Origin of the sequence: Bradyrhizobium sp. 186 (assembly GCF_023101685.1) — a bacterium.
Classification (GTDB): Bacteria; Pseudomonadota; Alphaproteobacteria; order Rhizobiales; family Xanthobacteraceae; genus Bradyrhizobium.
In genome coordinates, this window is sequence record NZ_CP082164.1 from 2,983,527 (window position 1) to 3,010,239 (window position 26,713).

A 26,713-nucleotide genomic window follows, 5' to 3' on the forward strand; every position below is an offset into this window, starting at 1 on the left:
GAGGCGGATTGAGCACTCATAAGCACGTGTTTAAGAGCGAGCTTAAGAGCGATTGATGGGTCAGATTTCGGTGCTGACGGGGCCGGAACGCCGGCGGCGTTGGAGCGAGGATGAGCGGTGCCGGATCGTTGCGGAGGCCTTTGCGCCGGGATCGTGTGTGGCGCAGGTTGCGCGGGATCACGATATTTCAACGGGGCTGATTTACACCTGGCGGCGTCGGCTTCGCCAGGACCTTGCTGACCAGGGCTTTGTGGAAGCGGCGATGGAAGCGGAGCCGATCAAGGAAGCGGCACCGTCCGGTGAAGTGATCGTGGTGGAATTGACGGGGAGCGGACGGATCAGGATTTGCGGGTCGGCGCCGCCCTTGCTGGTGTCGGCGGTGTTGAAGGCGCTGCGATGATTCCGATCCCCTCTGGCGTGCGGGTATGGCTGGCGACGGGCCATACCGATATGCGGCGCGGCTTTCCGAGCCTGGCTTTGCAGGTGCAGGAGGTCTTGAAGCATGACCCACTGGGGGGTCATTTGTTTTGCTTCAGGGGGCGCCGTTCAGATCTGATAAAAATCATCTGGCACGATTCTCAGGGAGCGTGCCTGTTTACAAAAAGACTCGAAAGAGGAAGATTCATCTGGCCTTCGGCTGCCGGTGAAGCCGTGACGATCTCTCCGGCGCAGCTTTCTTACCTGCTATCTGGGATCGACTGGCGGAATCCTCAAGAAACTTTGCGTCCAACGCGAGTTGGATAGCATTCTGCGATTGAACCTACCGGGAAATCTGATTCACTGGCTTCATGAGTTTGAAGCCGGATGACCTTCCTTCGGATCTCGCCAGCGCCCAGGCGGCGCTGTTGATCGAACGTGAGGCGTTGCGGGCTGAACGCGACGCGCGGCTGAGGGTCGAGGTCGAACGCGATGCGGCCGCGGCGAAGGTCAGCCGGATACAGGCCGAAGCCATCAATTGGCAAGCCGAAGCGGCCAACGCGCGGGCGAAGCTGTCGGACAATGAGGCGCTGATCGCGCATCTCGAGCTGCGGATCGAGAAGCTCAAACGCGAACTGTACGGGCCGCGTTCCGAGCGCACGGCGCGGCTGATCGAGCAGTTGGAATTGGAACTTGAAGAACTCGTCACCACGGCGAGCGAGGATGAGCTCGCCGCGCAGGCCGCGGCGGCAAAGGCGCAGAGCGTACGCGCCTTCACGCGCAAGCGGCCGGTGCGCAAGCCATGGCCGGATGACATCGAACGCGAGCGCGTCGTCATTGAGGCTCCAACGAGCTGCGCCTGCTGCGGTGGATCGCGGCTGGCGAAGATCGGTGAGGATGTGACCAAGACGCTGGAGGAGATCCCGCGCTGCTTCAAGGTCATCGAGACGGTACGCGAGAAGTTCACCTGCCGCGATTGCGAGAAGATCAGCCAGCCGCCGGCGCCGTTCCATGCCACGCCGCGCGGCTTCATCGGCCCGCAATTGCTGGCGACGATCCTGTTCGACAAGTTCGGTATGCATATCCCGCTCAATCGCCAGAGTGCGCGCTTTAAGTGCGAGGGGATCGACTTGCCGTTGTCGACCCTGGCCGATCAGGTCGGTCACGGGACCTTCGCCGTGATGCCGCTCTTCCACCTGATCGAGCGCCATGTACTCGCGGCCGAGCGCCTGCATGGCGACGACACCACCATCCGCATCCTGGCCAAGAGCAAGTGCACAACCGGGCGGATCTGGACTTATGTGCGCGATGACCGGCCCTTCGCCGGGCCTGCGCCGCCGGCGGCGGTCTATTACGCCTCGAGCGACCGGCGAGGTGAGCACCCGCAGAAGCATCTGGCCGCCTTCGCCGGCATCCTGCAAGCGGATTGCTACAGCGGCTTCGAGCCGTTGTTCGATCCGCAAAAGAAAGCGATGCCGATCACACCGGCGTTTTGCCTGGCCCATGCGCGGCGGGGCTTCTTCGAGCTGGCCGACATCGAGAAAAACGCCCGGGAAGGCCAGAAGGGCAAACCCATCTCCCCGATCGCACTGGAGGCGGTCAGACGCCTCGATGCGTTGTTCGAGATCGAACGCGCCATCAATGGCCGCAGCGCCGACGAGCGGCGTGCCGTGCGCCAGGAGAGGAGCAAACCACTTCTCGACGACATGCACGCCTGGTTGCTCCGCGAGCGCGAAACCCTCTCGCGCTCCTCCGAGGTCCTGAAGCCTATGAACTACATGCTCAGGCGCTGGGACGACTTCGCCCGCTTCCTCGACGATGGCAGGATCTGCTTGACCAACAATTGTGCTGAGCGCGCATTGAGGGGCATCGCATTGGGAAGGCGCAACTGGACCTTCGCCGGCAGCCAGCGCGGTGCCGACCGTGCCGCCATCATGCTGACGATGATCACGACCTGTCGCCTCAACGACGTCGATCCCAAGGCCTGGCTCGCCGACGTCCTCGCCCGTATCGCCGATCTTCCCGCGTCGCGTCTGCACGAACTGCTGCCCTGGGAATGGAAGCTCCTGCGCCAAGCCGACAAGCCCGCCGATCAGCAGGCCGCCTGACCTTCACGCAACGCCATCATAGAGCTCGCCGTGCCCGCGCGCATGTCTCAATCAGGCGGTCTTCGTCGTATGCGTACGATCAAGAAAGCCAAAGGTCGCTTGGATATTCTCTTCGCAAATGCTGGCCTCGGCGAATTCGCTCCTTTGGGTTCGATAACTGAGGCCCACTTCGACAAGACCTTTGGCGTCAACGTGCGTGGAACCCTGTTCACAGTCCAGAAAGCGCTGCCGCTCATGGACGAGGGAGCGTCAATCGTGCTGAACGCTTCGATCGCCGCAATAAAGGGCATTCCGGCATTCAGCGTATACGGAGCGACCAAGGCAGCGATCAGGTCGTTTGCTCGCGGCTGGAGCGTCGATCTGAGAGATAGAAAGATCCGCGTAAACGTCGTGAGCCCAGGTACGGTGCCATGAGGTGTGGGCTGCACCGGATCGAACGATTGATGCGGCAGCAAGCTCTTAAAGCGCGCCCGCGCCGGCGTCGACTGCCGCCGGATCTGGGTGAGCCGCAGGTTGCCGCCGTCGCTCCCAACGTGCTCGATCGCAGCTTCGAAGTTCCCGCTCCCAACCGCAAATGGATCGCTGACTTCACCTATGTGTGGACGGCGGAGGGCTGGCTCTATGTGGCCGCCGTCGTCGATCTCTTCTCCCGCCGTGTGGTTGGCTGGTCGATGAAGGCAGCGATGACGGCCCAGCTCGTCACCGACGCCCTGGTGATGGCGATCTGGCGACGGGGCAAGCCGGACGCGTTGCTGCATCATTCCGATCGTGGCAGCTAATACACCAGCGAGCAGTTCCAGCGGTTGATGGCCGATCACGGCGTCGTCTGCTCGATGCCGGTCAGGCAACGTCTGGGACAACGCGGCGATGGAGAGCTTCTTCTCGTCATTGAAGACCGAGCGGACTGCGCGCAAAATGTACCGGACGAGGGACGACGCCAAGGCCGACGTCTTCGATTATATTGAGCGCTTCTACAATCCGAAACGCCGGCATTCGACGATCGGATATTTGAGCCCTATGGAGTTCGAGCGGCAGGCTGGATTAGCTTAAGCGGGTGTCAACCGAACCGGGTGCAGCTCATGTCGAGGTTGAGGCGATTCGGACGCAGCTCAGGTAACCCCGAATTGGTGGGGGTATGCCCGTGAACAATGAAGGTGCCGTGATTAGGCCTGAGAGGACAGAAACGGCTCCCGTATCCACATTACTCTTGTTCGTCCTGATCCGAGATTGAGATACCGGGTCGAATTCCCGCATGCACAAAAAGCCTGCGATGATCAGTAAATTTGATGGGAAGCGCATCGATCCAGGCAAGATGTTCCTTAGGGAGCTCGCTGGGATCGTCGACACCATAGCTCTCCAGCGTCCGTTCGCCGCCATTGCCCCACCAATTAATGAGATCGGCATCCGTCCGCTCCTTTTTGGCGGCTCGGATCAGCAGGTCATCGTGATTGCCGCGCAGGCACATGAATTGATCTTTGCCGCGCGGCTGCCTTTCGATTAGGAAGTCAACGACCCTCCTAGTGTCTGGCCCTCGATCGACATAGTCGCCTACAAATACGAACCGGGCATATCGTCCTGCTCTAATCGAATCGCAGGCTTCTATGAGGCATAGCCAGCTTGTCGAAGCAGCCATGGACATCGCCAATTGCAAATGTGATTGGGGCGCCCGCACCGGCTGCGGAGGGGCTATCTAGATCACAGCGACCGACGGCGCGATACCTGGAGCGAGGCTCTTGTATCGCGTGAGTAGGTCGTCATCAGATAAGATGATCTTGTTTGTGATCGACGGCCTGCGTGTCCGCATGCGACAGGCTTGAACGGGTCGCGTTCACTGGATTTCCAAAGCACGGCTGCTTATCAGAGCATCGCATCCTCGAATCCGCTTCCAAAGAAGAGGGAGTGTGTGGTTCGTCTCGGCTTATTTCAACAATAACACGTTGGGCCGCGCAAGTGTGGGTTGTGGGTTGGGCCAACTTGCAATGAATCGTACAGCTTCGGTCGCGACTAGTTCGTACGATTAGTACAAACGTGATGACGCGAAAGCACAGTGGATAGGTGGACGGCGGTGGAGTGTACGTTACGTACCAACTTCCCGCGAGTATGACCGATCAAATTTGTGACACTTGCGTCACGAGGAGGGTAACGCCAATTCGTCGCGCTTGAGAAGGAGTGTCAAAGCACGCGCTTTGCATCCCTTATCGATCGAGCGTGAATTGTGGAAGTCATCTTGCGACGCGCAATGACGAAGCGGCGTGATCGCGCATGAAAACTGGAGATCCGAATGATTAGCCTTAGGCGAGCAATTCTTGGCACGGTGGCAGGCCTCGCCATCTTTAGTGGTGCGCAAGCGGCCGACCTTCCCGTAAAGGCCAAGGCGGTCGAATATGTAAAGATCTGCTCTCTGTACGGTGCTGGATTCTACTATATCCCGGCCGCTGATACCTGCATTAAGCTGGGTGGATACCTGCGCGTCGATGCCGCGCTGGGAACCAACGCAGATTACCTTGGTAATTTCAACGTGTCCTCTCAAGGGGCCAACGGCGCGCGCAACCGGCTTACGAACTACTATAGCACTCGCGCCCGAGAAGACTTTAACATCGATACGCGTACTGCGACGGAGTACGGTGTCGTTCGTACGTTCTTCGACGGAGCGTTCAGCTGGACGACTGGCAATTACGTGGGCTCTAACAGCGGCACCGGCCAAACCCAGTACTCCGGAACGCTCGGGGCTGGAACTAACCCGGTCACTGGCGCGGCAACGCCGTACGGCTCGGGGTCGGGATCGGTCAACGGCACCGATGGAAATGCCGGCGGCGGCGCGCTCGGTGTATATTATGCCTTCATCCAGTTCGCCGGCCTTACTATGGGTAAGGCGCTATCGCAGTTCGACGCTCCATGGAGCAGCTATCCGGGCAACAACTTCGATGGTCTCGTCGGTGGTGGCGGTACGGTTACCGGCGTCAATCAGTTCACATACACTGCTGATTTCGGACAAGGCGTGACAGCGTCGTTCTCCGCGGAAGACGTGACCCAGTATTATCAGGCGGGCAACGTCAATATCACTCCGGGTGGTGCCGGTGGTTACGGATTGTTTAGTGGATCCTATGGCAACACCGGTAGCACGGGCGGTACTCGCTCTCCGAACCTCGTCGCTATGGTGCGGATGGACCAGGCTTGGGGCCTGTTCCAAGCCTCCGTGGCTGCCAAAGACAATCACGTAGGTTACTACGGCGCGTCAGAACCGACCGGTCATCCCGACGATAAGTGGGGTTGGGCAGCGCAGCTGGCATTGTCGATCAAAAACGTCCCGACGGGCACCGGCGACACGATCAACGTCCAGGCAGTCTATACGGATGGTGCGACCCGCTACAACTTCCAGAATCTTGCGGGCAGCACCTTTGCGATGTACGGCAGCTCCGGCGTTGTCTATCAGAGCCTTGGCATCGGCCAAGCTTACGATACGGTCTTTGTAACCGGGTCTCAGCAGGAAACTGTTAGGACGTGGGGCCTTCGTGGTGCATTCACTCACAATTGGGACCCATACTGGAACACGGCCATCTACGGCGCATATGCTGGCGTTCAATATGGCTCTCTTGCAAAGTCGACAATTTGCAGCGCTGGTTTCTTCGGCACCTTGGCTCCTTCGGCTGGCCTCGCGGGCTGCAATCCGGACTTTAATATCTCTCAACTCGGCTTGATCACTCGCTGGACTCCGGTGAAGAACCTGACGTTCTCAGCCGACGTGCTCTGGACGCATCTTGACCAGAAGTACTCCGGTACGGTGACCCCAGCCGCGTTGATCGCAGTGCCCGCAAAACCGGTAGCTGCGTATGAGATGAAGGATCAGGACTCCGTCGTCCTTCTCCTTCGTGCTCAGCGCAACTGGTAAGCCCTCGATGAAACCACGGGAGGAAACTGGCTCTCACCAATCTTGAGTTAAAAATCCAAGGAGGCCTCTGGCGTGCCCGCCAGGGGCCTTTTGGTATGCGCGGTGAAGCAAGCGGTTCCAAGCACGACAATGTCTCGACCGCGATCGAAATGCAGTCGACGCGATGTTGCTTGTTGCTGCGAATATGACGGTTGTGACCTTGGAAGAAAGCAACGGCACGAGTTGGCACATACTAAAAGCGACGCGCTGCTTGGCTGTCGATTCCGGGGCGGAGCTAAGGTCCAGACGCAGCTCAAACCGCATGCGGCGATGGTCTAACGCATCATCGCCGTGACAGTCATCGCATTACGGGCGGCGCAATTCGCGTGGTGTGACGCAGATTTTCGTTCCAACATATTAGGGGTACATAACGCCGCCTAGGTGCTGCGCGGCAAGATCGTCGGTCATTCGTTACTCTAGCGATGATCAGCATAGAGAATCGACCGCAACGCGGTTTGAGAAAGTCGCTCGTTCCTCGCAGGAGCCAACGCTCGATAGCGAAAGGCGCGGGCGTCACTTTTCGATACTTGTTGTGCCGCCAAATGCTTGCTGGGAATTGATATTTGGCGTGAGAGCTACGATTTGAGGAAACGGATCAAGGACTTGCAAAACCAGATCATCACAATACCTTGATGGATGGCTGCGCGAAGGTCCTAAACTTGGCGAGAGACGCCGTCCAGTTTACGCCGCGATAACACCCGCACATCGCCGGAGGCTCGCTTCATCTGGCCCCGTACCAGCATGATTGTAGCACGGGACTCGTCATGTATCAGAGGATGCTCAACTGATGCGCAATCTTCATCATTTTCCCCCCTGGCAGAGTTGATCTGCGTGACAGTAGGGCGCAGGCAGGTCCCATCGACACGATACTACGAGGGTCCACGATCCAAGGTCGCTCAAGCCTGGAGCTCAATTGGGACGGGCTTATCGTTGAGAAGCGCGCTGCGCCACCCTTGGATCAAGCAGACGGTGTTTCTTGACCATCACCACGTCATACTCTGGCGAGGAGAACCGCTAGTGACCGAACGAGAATACCGGCCTGGCAGAGTCACCCGTCTCCTCAAACGACCGGGCACTCTTTCCCCTGGGATTGGCCGGGCGGCTGCCTGCACTTCGGAGGCGGGGCTCCGCTAATGCTGTGGTGGGTGTGATAGATCCAGCCGTAGCTAAGCGCGTGATCGACGAGGCAGGTGAAGACGCATCAGGAAAGCTTTATGAGCATGTGGGGGGAATGGCTGATAGAGCGCTGGCAACTCTCATAGACTTCGCGGCGTATGAGGTCGACGAAGGGGGGCCTAACGGGCGCCTCTACGCACATTCTCTCACATATGCAATAGTCACCAGATTTCTTCACATCGCTTGTTTCGAAGGAGGCATAAAGTTAGCAGAAAATCCACTGCCCACGCCACGCTTGCGCCGGATACTGGAGAAAATCGAAGCCGAATACGCTCGCGAATTTAAGTCTCGCCGAGCTTGCAAATGAAAGTGGATACAGCCGAGCTCATTTCCTTCGAATGTTTCGCGCGGCTACGGGCAAGACACCACATCAATATCTGCTTCACGTTAGGCTTGAGCGCGCCCGCGAGCAATTTCAGACTGGTTTGGCGTCGATTCTGGAAATAGCGCTTGCGACCGGATTCGCCAGCCACTCCCACCTTACACGTCAGTTTCGTCAGCGCTTTGGGCATAACGCCCGGTTCATTTCGCAGAACCGAATAGCACTTTTTGTGCCAGATTGAGCTGACAGTGAAAGCTGACCGATCGCTGATGGCCTACAGTTACGCCAAGCGTCACGTCCGAATAAGGTTCCACGTTCGGGCTGTTCAGGCAAAGCATCTGGCGCTCCATCGGGATGCTGCAAACTGGAGGTCCTATGAGTGAGTTCAGATTACTTATCGACGGCAAGCAGGTCCCTGGCGCGGCCGAACTGGCCGTGATCAATCCGGCGACCGAGGAGGTATTCGTGGTAGCCCCACGGGCAGATCGGGCACAGTTGGATCAAGCCATCGCATCCGCCAAGGCCGCCTTCCCGGCCTGGTCGAAGATACCAATTCGCCAACGCGGAGCGTTGCTCGTCAAACTGGCCGATGCAATGGAGGCGCGCAAAGACGAATTCATAAGGCTTCTCACGAGCGAGCAGGGCAAGCCCTTGCGGAAATCAAGATGGGAGGTAAACGGCGCTATTCATCACTTGCGCCATGTCACGAACATGGACCTGCCGCCCAGAGTGCTGAAGACGCGACGCAAAGGGTCATTCAGCAGCACGCGCCGCTGGGTATCGTCGCGGCGATTACCCCCTGGAACTACCGGTCTTGCTTCTCATCGTAAAGACTGCGCCGGCTCTGTTGACCGGCAATACGATGGTGATAAAGCCCGGCGCCCACAACACCACTGACGACGCTGAAATTCGGCGAACTGTGCGCCGAGATACTGCCGCCGGGAGTGGTTAATATCATCGTCGACAACAACGATCTAGGCGACGTGCTGACCAAGCATCCCGACATCGCCGCAGTCACCTTCACCGGGTCGACGGCGACTGGAAAGAAGGTCATGCAATCTGCTGCCGGCTCGCTGAAGCGGCTGACGCTGGAACTCGGCGGCAACGACGCGGCAATTGTCCTCGACGATGTCGATCCCAAAGAAGTGGCGGCGAAAATTTTTGCCAGCGCGACCAAATTTGCGGGCAGGGCTGTGTCGCCATCAAGCGAGTCTATTCCATGACTCGCAATATGACGAGATGTGCGATGAATTTGGCCGACTGGCCCGCGATATCGTGGTCGATGAAGGCACAAAGCAAGGGACACAAATGGGGCCTCTGCAGAACAAGGCGCAGTTCGAGAGGGTGCGAGGTTTCCTGGAGGAAGCTAAGCAGAACGGCAAGATCGTGGCTGGTGGCGAGGTACTGCTTCGCAAGGGTTATTTCGTTCAACCGACCATCGTGCGTGATATCGGCGACGATGCAAGGCTAGTCAAGGAGGAGCAGTTCGGCCCGGTCCTGCCGGTTCTGCGCTATGTTGATGTCGATGACGCGATCGCGCGAGCCAACGATTCACCCTACGGATTGGGCGGCAGCGTCTGGTCGACAGACCTCGACCGTGCTACGAAAGTAGCGGCGAAGATCAATTCCGGCACGATCTGGATCAATAAGCAGTTCGATGTGCAACCCGATGTGCCCATGGGGGGATCCAAACAATCGGGCTTTGGTACCGAAATGGGGCAAGAAGGGCTCGAGGAGTTCACCCAGCGCACCATCATCAATATGGCCTTGTAGCCTCGTTGCTGCCCGCATCCGCTTTTCCGAACGGCGGTCAGATCACCGCCGTTCGCCATCTGGCATTAGCCGAACTGTCGTGCGACTCTCGCGAGCATGCGGGGTGCGGCGCGACTCGACAGCGTCACAGAAACTGCACTTGTTTGCAGCGACGAGGATGCCAACTTTTGCTCGGCGTCATAGTCGTTGACGACGCTGCGATACCTACTGTTGACGTAGCTCGGTCGGGCTCGTCGAACAAGATACAAGCATCCCAAATGCGGAGGCCATGAAAGCCAGGCTTCCAGCACCACCGTACGGGCAGGTTGCCTCTTAGCTGGTTGCGACCAATGGTCCGTTGCATTCGTGGTTGTCGAGGTCTTCCTGCGAAAGCAGATCGGTCCAAACACCAGCCCTACCTTATTAGGAAAAGATGGAAATCAAAAGCGGAGCGAGTTTGTGGGGGATGTTGCACTTCCCCCGCGACCACCGATTCCTGCGATATCGGCGCAGCCGACCCGGAAGGGTCGCCTTTTGCGTTTTGGAAACCATTTCGCAGAGATCGGGTGTTGCCGCTTGCCGCAATCGTGAAGGGTGCTTCGCATCTGATCCTCGCAAGCGGTCTGGTGGCAAATCCCGCGCGGCGTCAGGTGGGGTCTTGCTAGAGAGGTTTCGGCCGAGAACAGAGACCTGCCGATCGACGCAGCTTACATAGAGTTTTGCAGGTAAAGGCCCAATCAACTCTCACGCCGTCGTAGACCGCTCATGAGCGAACACGGTGCTTCGACCCCGATTTTGATTCCGGCGGACGATATCGCAACGTGACGACGAGCAGCTTGAACGCTTGAACGCCGGGGAATTATGATGCCGACTCGGATAGCAGAGGTGATATCCCGGCAACGGCGGCGTCCACTCGTCGAGCACTCTTTTGAGCCGCCCGGCGCCGATGTGGCGGTCGACCTGATCCAGCGGGAGGTAGGCGATTCCTAATCCATCGAGCGCAGTGTCGAGGATGATGTCGATGGTGTTGAAGATGAGAGAGCCGTCAACTTGCACCCTGATTTCGCTGCCATTCTGAAGTAGTCGCCAGCCGTTCAGCGTTCCTGAGGTCGGAAGCCTTAGATCGATGCATCGAAGCGCGATGGCTGCTGCGGCTTCCGAGGTGCAGGGTGCCGCTTGAAGTAGTTCGGAGACCCGACGATCTCGATATCGGGCGCGATGCGAACCGCTATCACGTCCTTTGCCACTTGCTCGCCCAAACGCACGCCGGCATCGTTCCGGTCGGCGCCAACGTCGGCGAGACCGTAATCGACGATGATCTGGACGTTGATGTCCGGATAGCTTCAACGATTGGTTGAACGACTCTTGGCAAAGGCGTCGAGGAAACATAGGCCGAGGCGAGGCGGAGAACGCGAGGCGTCAGTTTGAACTTGTTGCTCTCCGCCTCGACATGACCAAGTAGTTGCAATGCGAGCAGGCATCGTCGCGTCACTGCGCGAGAAAGGCCAGTTAGCTCGGCAGCCTCGCTGACGGTTAGTGAAACGTGCGAAGTTTCGAACGTCTCGATGATGGCCAATCCCTTTGCAAGGCAAGCATGTCTTTTCGTGTTCGCTTAGCGAACATTTTGTTCGGTATTGTTGACAGCTTCAAGACCCCTATGCATGCTCTGTTCATATGTCCAGAGCTGTCGCTCACACGACGGGCTCGCTTCGAACAAGCCGGAAATCGTCCCGCAAAGTGCGAATAACAAAAGAGAGGCGGGAGCTATGACGAACTCACGGAGAGGCAGGCGCTCACTCGATAAAGGCAGCGGCTGCATTTGAGGCCTATCGATGGATAGACCCGCGCTCGGCGAACTGCGGGCCTTGCGTAAGCCGGGCCAAGGATTCCGCTGCTGCTAACCTCGACAGACAACCAACTGCGTGAGCGCTCCGCGAGATTCTTTCGGGCGCAAATGACTAAGAACGAAGGTGTGCGGCATCTACCGTGTGAGCGCTCCTATGAAAGGAGATCGAGTTTATGAACGAAGCTGTAAGATCAAATTCGACTGCAGCGCGGCGTGCGGCCGCCTTGTCTAAGGCCCGCATTTCGGACGGCTTTCCGAATATCATTGATGGCGCGCGCGTTGAATCGGCGGTGCCGTTCGGGGGCCACAAGGACTCCGGAGTAGGCGTCCAATTCGGATCGGAAGGGCTGAAACAGTTCTGTCACCTGCGCATCCTCAGCATCAAAAAGCAATGACGGACGCTGCGCGGCATCTTCCGGCGAAGACTCGCCGCAAGATGGTGCCCAGCCTAACGTAGAGAACCATCTCTCCGTCCAGAAGGCTACTTTGCGGAGCTCTAATTCTAATGCTTCAGACCTTTGACTACATTGTTGTCGGTGCTGGAAGTGCCGGTTGTGTAGCGGCCAGTCGCCTCGCAGCAGAGCATGGGTTCCGTGTTTTGCTCTTGGAAGCGGGCCCGCCTGATGACAGTCCCTTAATCAGGATGCCCGCTGGCACGTTCAAGATAATGTTCGGCAAATCGCCGTTCTTGAAGCGCTATAGATCCAAATCTCAGCAGAATCTGAATGGGCGCTCGGTCACAATCCCTCAGGGTAACGTGGTGGGAGGTGGAAGTTCAGTCAATGTCATGGCTTACACCCGGGGCTCTCGACAGGACTACGACCTATGGAACGAGGCGTCCGGCATGGCCGGCTGGGGCTGGGATGACATGGTGCCCCATTTTCGGAAGCAAGAAGGGAACGTCCGCCTTGAGGACGCCGCTCACAGTGGTGACGGACCGCTGAGGGTTTCAGATCCGCCTTACATTGTGGATGCGGCGAATCTGTATTTGCGCACTATGCAGAGAATGGGCGTGCCGTACACGTCTGATTTTACGGCGGGAACGCTCAACGGTGTAGGCTACATCCAATCGACCACCTACCGCGGTGTCCGCTGTAGTTCGTCTGATGCCTTTCTGAAGCCTGCTCTTAGAAACCAGAACCTTACTCTGGTTACCAAGGCCCAAGCCAGACGTCTCCTTTTTGATGGGAAGCGAGCCACTGGTGTCGAGTACAAAGAGGGTGGAAAAATCAAATTCGCCGTTGCCTCGCGGGAAATCGTGCTGACTGCGGGAGCTTTCGTCACTCCGAAGATTCTTATGCTCTCTGGAATTGGACCAGGCGAGCATCTGAAACAGCACGGCATTGAAGTGAGGGTTGATCTGCCGGGGGTAGGTTCCAACCTGCAAGACCATAATGAGGTATTCTTATGTTCCTCGACAAAGGGCCCATTCGGCTATTTTGGTGAAGACAAGGGCTTCAAAGCCTTTCGGAATCTGATGAACTACATCGCTTTCAAAGGAGGACCGATCTCTTCGAATGGCGGAGAAACGATGGCGTTCGTCAATCTTGACGACCCAAAAGCCGAGGCGGACATCCAAATCTATATGCTTGCCATCATGTGGCCGACACTGCCGATGAAGCCGCGCGATGCCGTCACGCTGATGATCAATTTAGTGAAGCCGCTATCACGAGGCTCGGTAAGGCTTCGTTCTTCGAATCCGGACGAGGATGCTGAGATCGACCCGAACTGGTTTAGTCATCCGGAGGATACAAGGCGGCTGCTCAATGCCCTTAAGTACAGTCGCAAAATCCTTGCCACCGAGCCGCTTGCATCGATCATCCAAGAAGAATTGTCGCCCGGATCTGCGGTTGTCTCCGATGATGATCTTGTTGAATACATGAAACGATCGACAGAGAGCAATTATCATCCGGTAGGTACTTGCCGGATGGGAAGGGTCGACGACCCGTCCACCGTGGTCGGTCCGGACCTGCGGGTAAAGGGGGTAGACGGCGTCCGCGTTTTGGATGCTTCGATGATGCCCAAAATCATCAGTTCCAACACCAATGCAACTGCAATGGCGGTAGCAGACAAAGGCGTGGATCTGATGATCCGACGTGAGTGGGTTGGCCGAGTTGCGGCATCAACTGTTGCGGCATCAACTAGCGGGCGCTCGGTGTAGCCGGCGCCGCCACTTCGATGCCTTCAGTGTTTCCCCAAGGCGGGCGATGAACGCAGGGGCCATGGTAGTGTCGATCCCAAAGCATAGTTGCAAATAGAAGGAACATGGAGACTAGCAATGACTCAGTCCTTTCCGTTGAATGCGTGGTACGCGGCTTGCTGGGACGCCGAGGCAACGCGCAACCTTCTCAGCCGGACGATATGCGGCAAGAAGATTGTCCTATATCGGCGGCTTGATGGCCATCCGGTAGCACTCGATGACGCTTGCTGGCATCGTCTTGTACCGCTCTCTCAAGGTAAACTGGATGGTGACAATGTGATCTGCGGTTATCACGGGCTGGTCTTCGAACCAGGTGGCCGATGCATTCACATGCCATCTCAAGAGATGATAAACCCTTCTGCGTGTGTTCGATCCTATCCCGTCGTCGTGCGGCATCGATTGGTGTGGATTTGGACGGGGGATCCGGCGCTTGCTGATGCGAGCAAAGTTCCCGACTTACACTGGCAGGACGATTCGAACTGGGTCGGGGATATTGAAACACTCCGCCTTCCCTGCAACTACCGCCTCGTCCTCGATAACCTGATGGATCTTACGCACGAAACATTCGTGCATGCTGGTTCGATTGGGGACGCTTCTGTCGCAGAAACCCCCTTTTCGGTTACGCACTCCAATGACACGGTTACCGTGACGCGGTGGATGCTCAACGTTGACCCACCACCATTCCTCAAGAAACAACTTGGCAAGCCAGGCAACGTCGATCGTTGGCAGATCATCACGTTCCAAGTCCCATCGAGTATCGTAATTGACGGCGGCGTCGCTCTGGCCGGCACTGGCGCTCCAGAAGGAGATCGATCACAGGGAATCAATCATATGGTTGTAAACACCGTCACTCCCGAAAGTGAGAGCAGCTGTCTATACTTCTGGTCCTTTCCCCGCAACTACCGCATTCAAGACGAGCGCTTGACGAAGTCGCAGCACCAGAATGTTTCAGCGATCTTTCGCCAAGACGAAGTGGTGTTGACTGCCCAGCAAAAGGCTATCGATGAGAACCCGGACAAAGAGTTCTATAATCTGAACATAGATGCGGGAGCGATGTGGGTCCGACGAATTCTTGCGGCTAGAGTTGAGCAAGATTCGGCGCGCGGCCTCAGCAAGGGTACCCTACAAGTTGCCCCGGCAGAATAAAGGAGAGTTCGATGGACCGTGCAACCGCCTTAGTCGCCTCGGTAGAAGAGGTGGCAGCCGATGTGAAGGCGTTCAGGCTTGTGCTGGAAGATGAAAAAAACATTCCATTTGAGCCAGGCGGACACCTCGATGTAGAGGTGCTCGTTGGGGGGCAGGTACAAACGAGATCCTACTCAATGTTTCGGCTTGACGATGAGCCCGGCTTTGCGATTGCTGTCAAACATGCCCCACACGGACATGGTGGCTCTGCCTACATGTGGTCTCAGAAAGCCGGAGCGAGACTAGGAGTGCGGCGGGCGAGAAATTCCCTCCCAATGGATTATAGCGCTAACCGCTATCTTCTCATCGCTGCGGGCATTGGAGTAACACCCATCATCGCGGCGGCTCGAGCGCTGCACGAAGCAGGTAAATCGGTCGGGATGCACTACTGCGTCCGGCGGACCTCCGGGGCGCCATTTATTGCCGAGTTGGAACGATTGTTGGGAGGAGCAATAATTGTTCACGCGAGTGCCGGCGGGCAACGTACGCAGGCCGATCGTCTTATCGAGCAGGTAGATAGTAATACAATCTGCTATGTCTGTGGGCCTATCGGATTTATGGACGAACTCATTCATGCTTGGCATCGCCGAGGTCTCCCGAAGCATCACTTGCGGTTCGAGACCTTCGGAAGCTCTGGCCGGCTGCCAACAGGCAAGTTTGAAGTCGTTGTGCGCGAGACAGGGGCGCGGGTGTTGGTGCCTGAAGAGATGAGTATGCTTGACGCTTTGATCGTGGCGAAACAAGAAGTCATGTACGGCTGTCGACGTGGCGAGTGCGGTCTATGTAAGGTAGAAGTCGATGAACTTGATGGCGAAATAGATCATCGCGACGTATTTTTGAGCGACCAGGAGCGCGCGCTCAACCGAGCCATTTGCTGCTGCGTTTCGCGAGTCCGAGGACATTCGATTGTAATTCGAGCGGATGGTATTAGCCATGGAAGGCCAAAGCACGGCCTTGGGCGCAGTTAGGGCCTGATGCGCGCGACCGGGTCATGTCAGATTCGCGCTGCTAAACCAGCAAGTGGAGCAATCCCTCGGGCGCCTGGTGGTTCATCACCATGGATCGCTCGTGCCAGGTTCAGTTGCTGGCGGAGGCCGCGGCGGCAAGAACCAACGAACCGCTGAAGATAATATCTGAAAAAGCGGCGGAGCAAGCCCATCACATCATCGGTTCGCCGCTCAGCGGCTGGTTTCAATTCCAGTCGCTCTACGCGCGCATCCTGAAAGAACAGCCGGATTTCCTCGAATGATCTGGCAACAAAAGGGAGGACGTTACAATGGACAAGCACAATGTGGCGCCGCTGGGACAGAACCAGTCGGGCCATGTTAGCCTGGAGGAGCGCGTCGCGCGCGAAAACCTGGCGGCATTCTATCGCATCTGCCACATGTTCGGCTGGACCGAGCTGATCTACAATCACATCACCGCGCGCGTTCCGGGACCGGAGCGCCATTTCCTGATCAATCAATTCGGCCTGATGTACAGCGAGATCACCGCGTCCAATCTCGTCAAGATCGATGTCGAGGGTCGTGTCGTCGACGGCAGCTTTGCTCCGGTGAACGCACCAGGCTTCACGATTCATTCGGCGATTCATGCGGCGCGCCAGGATGCGCATTACATCGTGCATACCCATACCACCGAAGGCGTGACGGTCGCCTGCTCGGAGCATGGATTGTCCCCGCACAATTTCTACGGCGCGCAGCTCCACGGCCAGGTTGCGTATCACGATTTCGAGGGCATCTCGATCGACCTCAGCGAACGCGAGCGGCTGGTCAGATCGCTCGGCGACAGGAGCTACATGATCTTGCGTCACCACGGCCTCCTGACCTGTGGTGAAACCGCTGCGGCTGCGTTCTTTCGGATGTATCAGCTGCAGCGGGCGTGCGAGGTGCAGGTGAACACCATGAAGATGGGCCAGGAATTGCGAACGCTCGACGAGGCGGTGCTCAACAGGACGGTTCAACAATCGCAGACCGCGGTCGCGAAGGGCTTCGACAAAGACCACGGCTTTGGCGAGGACACCTATGCCGCGCTTGTCCGGCAGCTCGACGTCTCGCGCCAGAATTTCCGGGATTGACGCGGTTGTAACGGGAGTCCGGCACAGGACTTCCGCCCCGATCGTGAACGGCCGATAAAATTCGAAAAACCAATAGGGGGAACGCTTGAGCCAAGCCATTACGACCTATGCGCCGGTTTCATCCGAGAGCGGCGATATCGAGCAATCAACCGTCTCTCGCATTTCATACCGGCTGATTCCATTCCTCGTCCTTGCCTATTTTTTCTGTGTGCTCGATCGGGTCAATATCAGTTTCGCCGCGCTGACGATGAACGCGGATCTCGGGCTATCGCCGCTGGTCTATGGGTGGGGCGCCGCAAACGCCGCGAAGAAATACACACCGTTATAGCATGCCGTCGGCATATCTCAGTTTCTCAGCTTTAAGGTCTTCCGCGTTGAACTGAGCAGTTCGTCGGAAAGTGTCGGGTCACTTTTTTTCACGGCACGGGAGAGCATCATTGCGCCTACTAAGCGACTAAACAACGCGATAGCTTGTTGCCTTGCTTGTTGCTCGTCTCCATTCATTTGCGCGGCGATTAAATCGAGATAAGTTTCAATGCCTTTGACGAAAGCAGTTTGAACGGTTTTTCCATTTCGCGCGGCATCGACGGGCAAGGCCGATGCTGGGCATCCTCCAGATTTTGTATCGCGATGCTGAGGACTGAGGTATCGCGCGACGAACGATGAAAGCGAATCCTGTGAACGCCTCCGGGAGGCAAGCTTTTCCCATAAATCGTTTGCGACAACGTCGAATGCAGAAGCAATAGCCTCAGCCGCCAGCTCATCTTTGGATTCAAAGTGGTTGTAGAAGCCGCCATGTGTGAAGCCGGCTTCCTTCATGATGTCGGCGACGGTGACATTTTCCACGCCATGCAATCTAAACATCCGCGATGCAGTTTCGACAATGAGATGCCGATTTTGTTCGGCCTGTTCCTTAGTTAAGCGCATCCGTCAAGCTCCTTCTAGAATCCCTTGACACGATGACAGTGTAATCATTAATAATGATGATGATCAGCATTATTTGGTGCAGTTATGGAGTTCACGAAATTTGGTCAGACCGGCCTAACGGTTTTGCGGCGAAATACGCCAGCATTCAGCACGGAGAGCGACATCGGTCGGCCGATCGGCGATGGCTATCGACTTGGCAGGAGCTGCATCCGACTTTGCCGTGGTCGCATGACAGTGGTGGCTCCGTACGATGGCGATTGGTGTGGCCTGTCACAGAGCTGCAGTTATGCGCCGGCGAGCAGCCTCAAGCTCCGGCAGCATTTTCAGCAGGAAAGTTCGATCTGAACTCTCTGCGCGTGCCGACATGCTCACTGAACAGATGATGACACCATGGCGATTCCGGACCGGTAGCGCAATGCTGCGCAATCCTAACTCTACCTCTTGATCGTTTATGGCATAACCTTCAGACCGCACCGTCTTAAGCTCCTTAACGATCTCTGCGACACTCGTCTTTGTATATGGCGTAAGCTTTTGCAGGTCGATCTTTTGCAAGAACGCCTTGGCCTTCGGTTCAGGGAGCTCGGAGATCAGAGCTCGACCGTTGGCAGAGCAATAGGTCGGCAGACGAGTACCGAGGGCCATGCCGCCCGACAGTGTGCTGTGCACGAGTGTGCGAGCGATGAGCGTGACATAGATATCGTCGAGAACTGCGACCGTCATCGAGTGATGGAGTTGCTGGCTCATGGCTTCAACGATCGGTTGAACGACTCTTGGTAGGGGCGTCGAGGAAACATAGGCCCGAGCGAGGCGAAGCACGCGAGGCGTCAGCCTGAACTTGTTGCTCTCGGCCTCGACGTGGCCGAGCAGCTCCAATGTTCGAAGGCACCGTCGCGCTGCGGCGCGAGACAGGCCGGCTAATTCGGCAGCTTCACTGACCGTTATCGACGCACGCGACGTTTCGAACGCCTCGATGATGGCGAGTCCCTTTGCGAGGCCTGCGATAAGTTCGCGATCCTTATTAGGCATGTGCTTTTTCTCCGTATTAGGCATGAGCTTTCGACACCTGTTCGCATATCGAACATTTTGTTCGATTTTGTTGACAGTTTCAAGACCCCTGTGCATGCTTCGGCACATGTACTGGAGTATCGTCATGCCAATCGAAACACCTGTTCTGATCGTCGGCGGAGGTCCAATCGGACTCGCGTTAGCCGCTGACCTTGGTCGACGCGGCCTTGAAGCAATTCTAATAGAGCGCAGGGCTGAGAAGCTGGGTGCCGCACGCATGATCGAGGTCGGTGTGCGCACAATGGAAATTTGCCGACAGCTCGGCGTGACGGATGAGATCTGGAACTGGGGCTTCCCCCACGATCAGCCGCTGGACAATGTCTTCGTTACCCACCTGGACGGCTACGAACTCGGTCGCGTGAAGGCGCCAAGCTTCAATACACACCGATCCTCTCCGTTCAGCCCGGAGCGTGCAATTCCGTGTCCGCAGACTTGGTTTGATCCCATTCTGAAAGAGCGGGCGCGATCGTTTCCCCACATTCAGCTCCGCTATCAGACGGAGTTACAAAACTTCGTTCAGGACGCCGATGGCGTGACGGTCGATCTGGTCGACCGTATGACTGGTCGATCCCAGCAAGTTCGCGCAAAATATCTGATCGGTTGCGACGGCTCTGACAGCTTGGTGCGCAGTATGCTCGGAATTCAGATTCGCGGGCAACGGCATCTTGATTGGTCATTGAATGTCTATCTCAAGATTCCGAACTTCAAATACCTGCACCGGACGGCGCCGGCTTTCCGGTATGTGTTCATTGGTCCGGAGGGCACTTGGTCCTTCCTGACCATGGTCGATGGCAAGGATTTGTATCGGTTGCAGCTTATCGGTGTCGATAAGACTGCTCTGGAGACGGCCGATATTCCTGCGTACGTGCGGCGTTGCTTCGGTCGTGACATTCCGTACACGGTGGAAGAAAAAGTTCTTTGGGTTCGCAAAATGACGATCGCCGACCGATACATGGATGGTCGCGTGTTTCTTGCCGGCGATGCTGCGCACGCTCATCCGCCGAATGGTGGTTTGGGGATGAATACCGGGATCCAGGACGCGTTTGACCTTGGCTGGAAGCTGGAGGCCGTGCTCAAGGGCTGGGGCGGGCCAGAGCTGCTCGACAGCTATGATTACGAGCGACGTCCGGCCTCGAGTCGAGGCAATGAAACATCGCTGGCCAACTACCGTCGGCTTTCGGACGGCTCTGCCGATCAACTGATCGATGAGCCTTCCGAGGAGGGCGCCCTAGTTCGCAAGACCATCGGTGAGCACTTGGTGCGAGAGAATGTCAAAGCGTGGAATCCGCCGGGAGTTCACTTGGGCTACATCTACAATCCGTCCCCCATCGTCATACCTGACGGAAGTGTCCAGCCTCAGGAGGATACTTACGGCTATCAGCCAACCTCATTTCCTGGAGCGCGTGCTCCCCACGTGTGGTTGTCGCCGCAAGAATCGATCATTGATCTCTTCGGACCTGGCTTCACTCTGCTTCAGTTTGAAGATGTTCCAGTTGATGAGCTGCGGCGTGCGGCAGCGGCACGTAATGTCCCGCTGACTGTTCACCGCATCCGAAATCCACACGCTTGTGCTCTGTACGAGCGGCGGCTTGTTCTGGTTCGTCCTGATGGTCACGTCGCGTGGCGCGACGATGTCCTGCCGGAAGACTGCCTTGCCCTGATCGACATCGTGCGTGGCGCAGGTCGTCGAGTCGCAGCCCGTCGAAACGAGGATCTTTTGCTGGCCTCTACAGCCCGGTCGGACGATAGCGGCGCGGGCGTTTCAGACAACGTGCTGAAATACCCGGCGCGTGCCGCAAGCTGACCTCTAACAGAACCTAGATCTTGGAGCAACTCTGATGGAAATTCTGGCAATTTGTGGAAGCGTGCGTGCGGGATCCTTCAATGCAATGGTGGTTCGGACGCTGCCATTGCTCGCTCCGGCGGGCATGAAGATCGTGGCCGCGCCCTCGATTGAGTCCGTTCCGACTTACAATGCTGATCTGCAGGCCAATGGATTCTCCAACGTGGTGTTGCAGATCGGGGACGCCATTCATAAGGCCGATGGCGTAATAATTGTAACGCCGGAGTACAATTACTCGATACCAGGTATTTTGAAGAATGCCATCGACTGGGTATCGCGGCTCCCCGATCAGCCCTTCAAGAACAAGCCAATCGCTCTGCAATCCGCTTCCCAGGGAGTGCTCGGCGGGGTGAGGGCACAATACCATCTGCGCCAAATTCTCGTCTTCGTCGAAGGGCTCGTTTTGAACAAGCCTGAAGTCTTCATCTCTGGCGTGCAGAATAAGGCGGATGCCAGCCACGGCGAGCTCACCGATGGGTCCACGCGCGATTTGATCAAGCAGCAGCTTCATGCCTTCGAAACCTTCGTTCGAGGAATCAAGCGGAACGCGATCGAGTAGGTCCTCATACCCCGTGAAGTGGGGCCGGGAATTCGGGAGAAGTGCTTTCACCAGAATCTACAGGGATCGATTGATGATACGAGCTCTTTCGGCGGCGGCTCTCGCCGTATTGATGCCTTCCGCCGCACATGCACAAGATCCGATCAAGATCGGCTTTATCACAACGTTCTCGGGTCCGAGTGGTGTGCTTGGTCAGGAACTGGCCGATGGCTTCAAGCTGGCCTTGAAGAGCTCGAATAATCAACTGGGGGGGCGACAGGTCGAGGTCCTCTACGCCGACGACAAGGCGGCGCCTGACCAAGGAAGGCAGCTTGCCGACAAGATGATCGAGAGCAATGGCGTCCAAATCATCACCGGCATCAACTATTCGAACGTGCTATTGGCTGTCGCCAAACCGGCGTTGGACGCTGGCGTATTTATCTTGAGTCCGATTGCGGGACCATCGCAGCTGGCTGGACGCCAGTGTCACCCCCATTTCTTTTCGGTTTCCTGGCAGAACGACACGCTCACTGAGAGCATCGCTATTCAGATGCAGAAGGAGGGCTTGTCGGAAGCTTATTTCATGGCGCCTAACTACCCAGGTGGTCGGGACCAATTCGCCGGCTTCAAGCGCTACTTCAAAGGCACGATCACCGAAACCTTCACAGCATTCAACCAGCTAGACTATTCGGCAGAAATCGCGGCTCTGCGCGCGAAGGACCCGAAATCCGCTATCGCCTTTTATCCCGGGGGGATGGGCGTCAACTTTTTCAAGCAGTATGCCGAAGCGGGATTGCGGGGGCGAATCCCCCTCTATGCAAGCGGGGCAACGCTCGATCAGACGACCCTCCCAGCGATCGGCGATGCGGCCATCGGCGTCAAGACCCCCTCAGTCTGGAGCGATCAGCTCGATAACGCCGCATCGAAGGAGTTCGTCTCGGCCTTCCGGCAGGAGTACAGGCGGATGCCGTCACCGAATGCGGCGATAGCGTATGATGTCGGCCGCCTTATTGATGGCGCTTTGACAGCAATTGGCGGCAAGATCGAGGACAAGGCCGCATTCCAGGGTGCTCTGGAAAGCATCCCGTTTAAGTCTGTACGAGGCGAATTCAAGTTCAATACGAATCATTTTCCGATCCAGAACTTTTACTTGATGAAGATCGCGAAGAACGATCAAGGCGAAGTCGTGCCCGTTCTTCACGACCTCATCGCGTCTGACGTTAAAGACGCGTACGCCGATCAATGCGTCATGAAGGCGGCAAAGTGAGTGGTGACAGCAAATGACAACCGCACTCCTCATAGAGCAGCTGATGAACGGCCTACAGCTGGGTATCATGTTGTTCCTGATGTCCGCCGGTCTCACGTTGGTGTTCGGCATCATGAACATGATCAATCTGATGCACGGCACGTTTTACATGGCCGGTGCCTTTGTTGCCGCCACGATAGTTAAGCTGAGCGGGAGCTTCGTGCTGGGCCTAATTGGGGGCGTGGCCGGCGCGGCAGCACTTGGCGCGCTCGTTGAACTGGGGTTGCTTCGGAAGTTTTATTCTCGCAGCCACCTGGATCAGGTATTGGTGACTTTCGGGCTTGTTCTGGTGTTCGGCGATCTATTCCGCATGATCTGGGGTCCGATGGCCCTACCCATGCAGGCCCCCTCTCTCTTTTCTGGCTTCGTAAAGATCTTTCCCGGCGTCGATTACCCGGCTTATCGCCTTGCGATCATTGCGGTCGGACTTCTGATGGCTTCGGCCCTTTACGTCCTGGTCGTCAAGACCAAGGCGGGTATGTGGGTTCGTGCGGGTGCAAGCGATCGCGACACCGCACAGGCGCTCGGCGTCAATGTGCAGGCCTTGTTTTCAGCGGTATTCGCGTTGGGCGCGGCCCTGGCCGGATTAGCGGGTCTCATGACCGGGCCGGTAACGGCCGTACAGGTCGGCATGGGCGAGCCAGTCTTGATTCTCGCTCTGGTGGTCACGGTTATCGGCGGGATCGGTTCGGTGCAAGGCGCACTATTCGGGGCGATTCTCATAGGCATCGTCGATACTTTCGGACGAGTGCTGTTGCCCGCCTCGATCAGCAGCATGATCATCTTTATTTTGATGGCGGGTATTCTTGCGTTCCGGCCAGCAGGATTGGTTCACGCTCATGGCTGACCTAGCGATCTCACAGAACGACCTCGTGGCGCCGGCAGTTCGCCGTTTCAGCCCCATCATCACGATCGTCGTGCTACTGGCTCTGGTGCCGCTTATCTCGAAAGCGACTGGCGACATATTTATCATCCGGGCATTTACCCGGGTCATCATCTTCGCGATGGTTGCCGTCGCCTTGAACATCATTCTTGGCTTGGGTGGTCTGATCAGCATGATGCATGCAGGACTATTCGGCATCGGCGCCTATACCGTCGCGATCCTCGCTTATCACGACGTCTCACAAGAGAGCTTTCTTGGCTTCTTGCCGGGTACCTCTGAGCTTCTGATTTCTCTGCCCTGCGCGGCGTTGGCGACGGCGTCGTTTGCCGCGCTATTTGGCTCAGTCGCAGTCCGAACGAGCGGCACTTATTTCATCATGATCACGCTCGCGTTCAACCAGATGCTCTACTACTTCTTCGTTTCGTTTCAACACTACGGCGGCGATGACGGCTTACAGATTTTGTCGACGACGACCATTGCTGGATTCAGCAGTACGGATCGAATTCCATTTTACTACATCAGCCTCGGGGCGCTCGCCGCCTGTTTGATATTCACGGCCAAGCTCCGCGAAAGCAAGTTCGGGCTCGTTTTGCGCGCGATGGCTCAGAACGAGCGACGCGTGGTCGCCCTGGGGCTGGCCTCGAACCGGTACAAGCTGGCGGCGTTCGTCATCTCCTCGGCGCTTGCTGGGCTCGCCGGAGGCTTGTGGGCAAACAGTCAGCAGTTCGTCAGTCCTGCCGACATGTCCTGGATCCGATCCGGAGATTTCATCGTCATGATCGTGTTGGGCGGCACCCGCCACACGTGGGGTCCGGTGGTGGGCGCCATCGCGTATCTCATGCTTGAGCTCGTATTGTCGTCATGGACGACTTATTGGCAGATTCCACTGGGCTTGTTCATCGTTGGAGTGGTCGTGTTCCTTCACGATGGCTTGGTCGGAGCCATTTTAAATTTTCTCCCGAGTCGGCAGGCCAAGTCATGAGTGAATGCCTTCTGCAGACGCATAATCTTAGCAAGCGCTACGGCGGCATTGTAGCGACGGACAATGTCAATTTGCGGGTTGCCCACGAAGAGACCCATGCCTTGATAGGGCCGAACGGTGCCGGCAAGACGACGTTGATCTCTTTGCTGCAGGGTGAGCGAAAGCCAGATGGCGGCATCATCGAATTTGGTGGAGGCGATGTCACACGTGTTCCTGAATACGACCGGGCCAGATTAGGTTTGGCGCGCTCGTTTCAGGTGATTTCGGTGTTTTCAGAGCTCTCCGTTTTGGCAAACGTCATGGTCGCGGTTGGGTCGCGGCTTGGTCATTCCTACCACTTCTGGAAGGAAGCCGAATCGCAGAGCGAGCTGACGGAGCCGGCGCTGGAGGCTCTGGATACGATCGGACTGCGTTCCCGGGCACGGGCGCTCGCATCGGCTCTGTCTTATGGGGAAAGAAGGCAACTCGAATTGGCGATGGCGCTCGCAATGCAGCCCCGGCTGCTCTTGCTCGATGAGCCGATGGCAGGCCTGGGGCGCCAGGAGACCGCACGCATAACCGAAATTCTCCGAGGCCTCAAGCGTCGCTTTACGATACTGCTCGTCGAGCACGATATGACGGCCGTATTTGCTTTGGCCGACCGGATCAGTGTTCTCGTCAATGGTCGCATCGTTGCAACCGACCTGCCGAGCGTGATTCGGTCGGACCCAACTGTTCGGGCTGCATATCTCGGGCGACGCGGGTGATCGAATGTTAGAGCTCGACGGCGTTCATGGTGGGTATAGCAACAGCGAAGTTCTATTCGGGATTTCGCTGTCGCTGGATCGCGGTCAAGTCGCGACGCTTATGGGGCGAAACGGAATGGGGAAGACGACTACGTTGCGCACGATCATGGGGTCGCTCCATGCTTCGGCCGGGCGGATTGTCTTCAATGGGGTCGATATCACGCAACTACCGTCGCACAAAATTGCGAGGCTTGGCATTGGTTACGTTCCCGAGGGACGAAAGATTTTCCCCAATCTTAGCGTTCGAGAGAACCTCGAAATGGCTGCGCGTGGCGATCAACGCTCGCAGTGGACGATCCAGACTGTCTTGAAGCTGTTTCCTCGCCTCGGCGAACGGCTCGCGCGGCCAGGCTTTCAGCTATCGGGCGGCGAGCAGCAAATGCTAGCGATTGGCCGTGCATTGATGCTCAATCCCAAGCTTCTGCTTTTGGATGAAGCTACAGAGGGTATTGCGCCCGTGATCCGTGACGAGATCTGGAGGACATTGTCGGAATTGAAGTCAGCGGGCATCTCGATACTGGTCGTCGACAAAGAGGTCGAGGAACTCTGCAAGCTGGCGGAGAAGCACCACCTCATCGAAAAGGGCATGGTTACCTGGACGGGATCCAGCGCCGACCTTTTAGCTAATGTCGAACTTCAAACGAAATACCTGGCTCTCTGATACTTTGGCAGCAGGTTCTAGAAGTGAACGGATGGCCTCGGTGGCGGGCCACCAACGTCTAGTGTGATGACCGGCAGCACGCCCTCATCGTACTAGGGCGTGTACTCATAAGGACGCAGATGCCTGAGCATATGAAGAACTGGCCGGGCGGAGTTGACTCGTTGCGTCGGCGTTGGAGCGACTCTCCGGCCGACAGCGCCGAAGCGTTCTCATAACCCACTAGAGGAGCGCGATATGTCCTGGAAGTCGAAGCAGAGTTGGTACATCGTGGCCGACAAGGACAGCGCCGTGCAACCGGAGCTTCAACGTTTTGTCGCAAAACGCATGGGCGCGACTGTCCTTGAGACCGACGGCAGCCGCGTCCCCAAGCTGGCCCAGCCCGACCTCGTACTCGATGTGATCCGCAAGGCTGCAAACGTCGTTCAGCGTCTAAGGCGGCGCAAAGTGCATCGCACCTGTTTCAGCGAACCAAAGGGAAATCCAGGCGACGCGAAGGGCGAAGCGCCATTGCAGACCTCAGCGGATTTTGTGCGCACCTAAAGTGCTGTCGTCGACGCGCTCACAGCGACGATCCTCAATGCAGAGGCCGGGTTAAACTGGCTGAGCGCTCAACCGCCAGATATGGAAGAAGTCCGGCGAACTCTCAATACGATCGCTAACGACGGTAAGCGAGCAGGCGAAATTGTCGTTCGACTTCGAGCGCCGATGAAAAGGA

The 26,713-nt window shown here is 57.1% G+C and carries 25 protein-coding genes and 3 pseudogenes; 24 read left to right on the plus strand and 4 right to left on the minus strand.

The features are described from left to right. Window positions 1-55 precede the first annotated feature (55 nt). The 5 genes and pseudogenes from IVB18_RS14095 to IVB18_RS14115 all read left to right on the plus strand — a co-directional run. Window positions 56-400 carry a transposase gene (locus IVB18_RS14095; protein WP_188106852.1) on the plus strand — a complete coding sequence of 115 codons (345 nt, stop codon included), beginning with the start codon at window positions 56-58 and terminating at the stop codon, window positions 398-400. Next, complete coding sequence (tnpB, locus tag IVB18_RS14100) at window positions 397-744, plus strand: IS66 family insertion sequence element accessory protein TnpB (RefSeq protein WP_082758020.1); 348 nt, start codon at window positions 397-399, stop codon at window positions 742-744. Before IVB18_RS14095 ends, tnpB begins: the two co-directional genes overlap by 4 nt. 44 nt (window positions 745-788) lie before the next feature. Then, window positions 789-2,525 carry an IS66 family transposase gene (locus IVB18_RS14105; RefSeq protein ID WP_247983306.1) on the plus strand — a complete coding sequence of 579 codons (1,737 nt, stop codon included), beginning with the start codon at window positions 789-791 and terminating at the stop codon, window positions 2,523-2,525. Window positions 2,526-2,603: 78 nt separating this feature from the next. After that, window positions 2,604-2,927: pseudogene (locus tag IVB18_RS14110) on the plus strand (SDR family oxidoreductase); the annotation flags it as partial. Between the two features lie 14 nt (window positions 2,928-2,941). After that, a pseudogene (locus IVB18_RS14115) lies at window positions 2,942-3,575 on the plus strand (IS3 family transposase); the annotation flags it as partial. A gap of 151 nt (window positions 3,576-3,726) precedes the next feature. On the opposite strand, the gene IVB18_RS14120 reads toward IVB18_RS14115, so the two are convergent. Then, complete coding sequence (locus tag IVB18_RS14120) at window positions 3,727-4,164, minus strand: metallophosphoesterase (protein ID WP_346732634.1); 438 nt, start codon at window positions 4,162-4,164, stop codon at window positions 3,727-3,729. 642 nt (window positions 4,165-4,806) lie between these two features. Between IVB18_RS14120 and IVB18_RS14125 the strand changes: the two genes are divergently transcribed. The 4 genes from IVB18_RS14125 to IVB18_RS51940 all read left to right on the plus strand — a co-directional run bounded on the left by IVB18_RS14125 (window position 4,807) and on the right by IVB18_RS51940 (window position 9,724). Then, window positions 4,807-6,414, plus strand: coding sequence for a porin (locus IVB18_RS14125; RefSeq protein ID WP_247989683.1), 1,608 nt, complete (start codon window positions 4,807-4,809; stop codon window positions 6,412-6,414). Window positions 6,415-8,326: 1,912 nt separating this feature from the next. Then, a complete protein-coding gene (locus tag IVB18_RS51930; RefSeq protein ID WP_247989684.1) occupies window positions 8,327-8,848 on the plus strand; it encodes an aldehyde dehydrogenase family protein in 522 nt (173 codons plus the stop codon). 35 nt (window positions 8,849-8,883) lie between these two features. Then, window positions 8,884-9,174, plus strand: coding sequence for an aldehyde dehydrogenase family protein (locus tag IVB18_RS51935; protein ID WP_346732665.1), 291 nt, complete (start codon window positions 8,884-8,886; stop codon window positions 9,172-9,174). Between the two features lie 16 nt (window positions 9,175-9,190). Beyond that, a complete protein-coding gene (locus tag IVB18_RS51940) occupies window positions 9,191-9,724 on the plus strand; it encodes an aldehyde dehydrogenase family protein (RefSeq protein WP_346732635.1) in 534 nt (177 codons plus the stop codon). Between the two features lie 723 nt (window positions 9,725-10,447). Here the strand turns inward: IVB18_RS51940 and IVB18_RS14140 are convergent. Next, window positions 10,448-11,092, minus strand: a complete 645-nt coding sequence (locus IVB18_RS14140; protein WP_247989685.1) for a LysR substrate-binding domain-containing protein — start codon at window positions 11,090-11,092, stop codon at window positions 10,448-10,450. Between the two features lie 630 nt (window positions 11,093-11,722). Here IVB18_RS14140 and IVB18_RS14145 point away from each other — a divergent pair. The 7 genes and pseudogenes from IVB18_RS14145 to IVB18_RS14175 all read left to right on the plus strand — a co-directional run. Beyond that, window positions 11,723-11,944, plus strand: coding sequence for a hypothetical protein (locus IVB18_RS14145; RefSeq protein ID WP_247989686.1), 222 nt, complete (start codon window positions 11,723-11,725; stop codon window positions 11,942-11,944). 110 nt (window positions 11,945-12,054) lie between these two features. Then, window positions 12,055-13,710, plus strand: a complete 1,656-nt coding sequence (locus tag IVB18_RS14150; protein WP_247989687.1) for a GMC family oxidoreductase N-terminal domain-containing protein — start codon at window positions 12,055-12,057, stop codon at window positions 13,708-13,710. 117 nt (window positions 13,711-13,827) lie between these two features. Further along, on the plus strand, window positions 13,828-14,895 hold the full coding sequence (locus tag IVB18_RS14155) for an aromatic ring-hydroxylating dioxygenase subunit alpha (RefSeq protein ID WP_247989688.1): 1,068 nt from the start codon (window positions 13,828-13,830) through the stop codon (window positions 14,893-14,895). An 11-nt stretch (window positions 14,896-14,906) separates the two neighbouring features. Continuing rightward, the gene (locus IVB18_RS14160; protein ID WP_247989689.1) at window positions 14,907-15,902 is read left to right on the plus strand and encodes a PDR/VanB family oxidoreductase; all 996 of its coding nucleotides are present in this window, start codon (window positions 14,907-14,909) and stop codon (window positions 15,900-15,902) included. Window positions 15,903-15,991: 89 nt separating this feature from the next. Next, window positions 15,992-16,183, plus strand: a complete 192-nt coding sequence (locus IVB18_RS14165; protein ID WP_247989690.1) for a hypothetical protein — start codon at window positions 15,992-15,994, stop codon at window positions 16,181-16,183. Window positions 16,184-16,210: 27 nt separating this feature from the next. Then, on the plus strand, window positions 16,211-17,008 hold the full coding sequence (locus IVB18_RS14170; RefSeq protein WP_247989691.1) for a class II aldolase/adducin family protein: 798 nt from the start codon (window positions 16,211-16,213) through the stop codon (window positions 17,006-17,008). A gap of 85 nt (window positions 17,009-17,093) precedes the next feature. Beyond that, window positions 17,094-17,303, plus strand: a pseudogene (locus tag IVB18_RS14175) (MFS transporter); the annotation flags it as partial. 50 nt (window positions 17,304-17,353) lie between these two features. Here the strand turns inward: IVB18_RS14175 and IVB18_RS14180 are convergent. Then, window positions 17,354-17,935 carry a TetR/AcrR family transcriptional regulator gene (locus IVB18_RS14180; protein WP_247989692.1) on the minus strand — a complete coding sequence of 194 codons (582 nt, stop codon included), beginning with the start codon at window positions 17,933-17,935 and terminating at the stop codon, window positions 17,354-17,356. A gap of 270 nt (window positions 17,936-18,205) precedes the next feature. Next, window positions 18,206-18,961, minus strand: coding sequence for an IclR family transcriptional regulator C-terminal domain-containing protein (locus IVB18_RS14185; protein WP_247989693.1), 756 nt, complete (start codon window positions 18,959-18,961; stop codon window positions 18,206-18,208). 124 nt (window positions 18,962-19,085) lie between these two features. Between IVB18_RS14185 and IVB18_RS14190 the strand changes: the two genes are divergently transcribed. From IVB18_RS14190 to IVB18_RS14225, 8 genes are all read left to right on the plus strand, one after another. Next, on the plus strand, window positions 19,086-20,804 hold the full coding sequence (locus IVB18_RS14190) for an FAD-dependent monooxygenase (protein ID WP_247989694.1): 1,719 nt from the start codon (window positions 19,086-19,088) through the stop codon (window positions 20,802-20,804). 34 nt (window positions 20,805-20,838) lie between these two features. Further along, window positions 20,839-21,402 carry an NADPH-dependent FMN reductase gene (locus IVB18_RS14195; RefSeq protein WP_247989695.1) on the plus strand — a complete coding sequence of 188 codons (564 nt, stop codon included), beginning with the start codon at window positions 20,839-20,841 and terminating at the stop codon, window positions 21,400-21,402. 73 nt (window positions 21,403-21,475) lie between these two features. Continuing rightward, entirely contained in the window at window positions 21,476-22,648 is a 1,173-nt protein-coding gene (locus IVB18_RS14200; RefSeq protein ID WP_247989696.1) for an ABC transporter substrate-binding protein, read from the plus strand. Between the two features lie 13 nt (window positions 22,649-22,661). Beyond that, complete coding sequence (locus IVB18_RS14205; protein ID WP_247989697.1) at window positions 22,662-23,534, plus strand: branched-chain amino acid ABC transporter permease; 873 nt, start codon at window positions 22,662-22,664, stop codon at window positions 23,532-23,534. Beyond that, window positions 23,527-24,552 (plus strand): branched-chain amino acid ABC transporter permease, encoded by a 1,026-nt coding sequence (locus tag IVB18_RS14210; protein WP_247989698.1) that lies wholly within the window; start codon window positions 23,527-23,529, stop codon window positions 24,550-24,552. The genes IVB18_RS14205 and IVB18_RS14210 overlap by 8 nt, the downstream gene beginning before the upstream one ends. After that, window positions 24,549-25,298 carry an ABC transporter ATP-binding protein gene (locus IVB18_RS14215; protein WP_247989699.1) on the plus strand — a complete coding sequence of 250 codons (750 nt, stop codon included), beginning with the start codon at window positions 24,549-24,551 and terminating at the stop codon, window positions 25,296-25,298. Before IVB18_RS14210 ends, IVB18_RS14215 begins: the two co-directional genes overlap by 4 nt. 4 nt (window positions 25,299-25,302) lie before the next feature. Then, complete coding sequence (locus IVB18_RS14220; protein ID WP_247989700.1) at window positions 25,303-25,998, plus strand: ABC transporter ATP-binding protein; 696 nt, start codon at window positions 25,303-25,305, stop codon at window positions 25,996-25,998. 234 nt (window positions 25,999-26,232) lie between these two features. Continuing rightward, window positions 26,233-26,538: a hypothetical protein gene (locus tag IVB18_RS14225; RefSeq protein WP_247989701.1), complete on the plus strand. Its 306-nt coding sequence runs from the start codon at window positions 26,233-26,235 to the stop codon at window positions 26,536-26,538. Window positions 26,539-26,713: the final 175 nt, after the last annotated feature.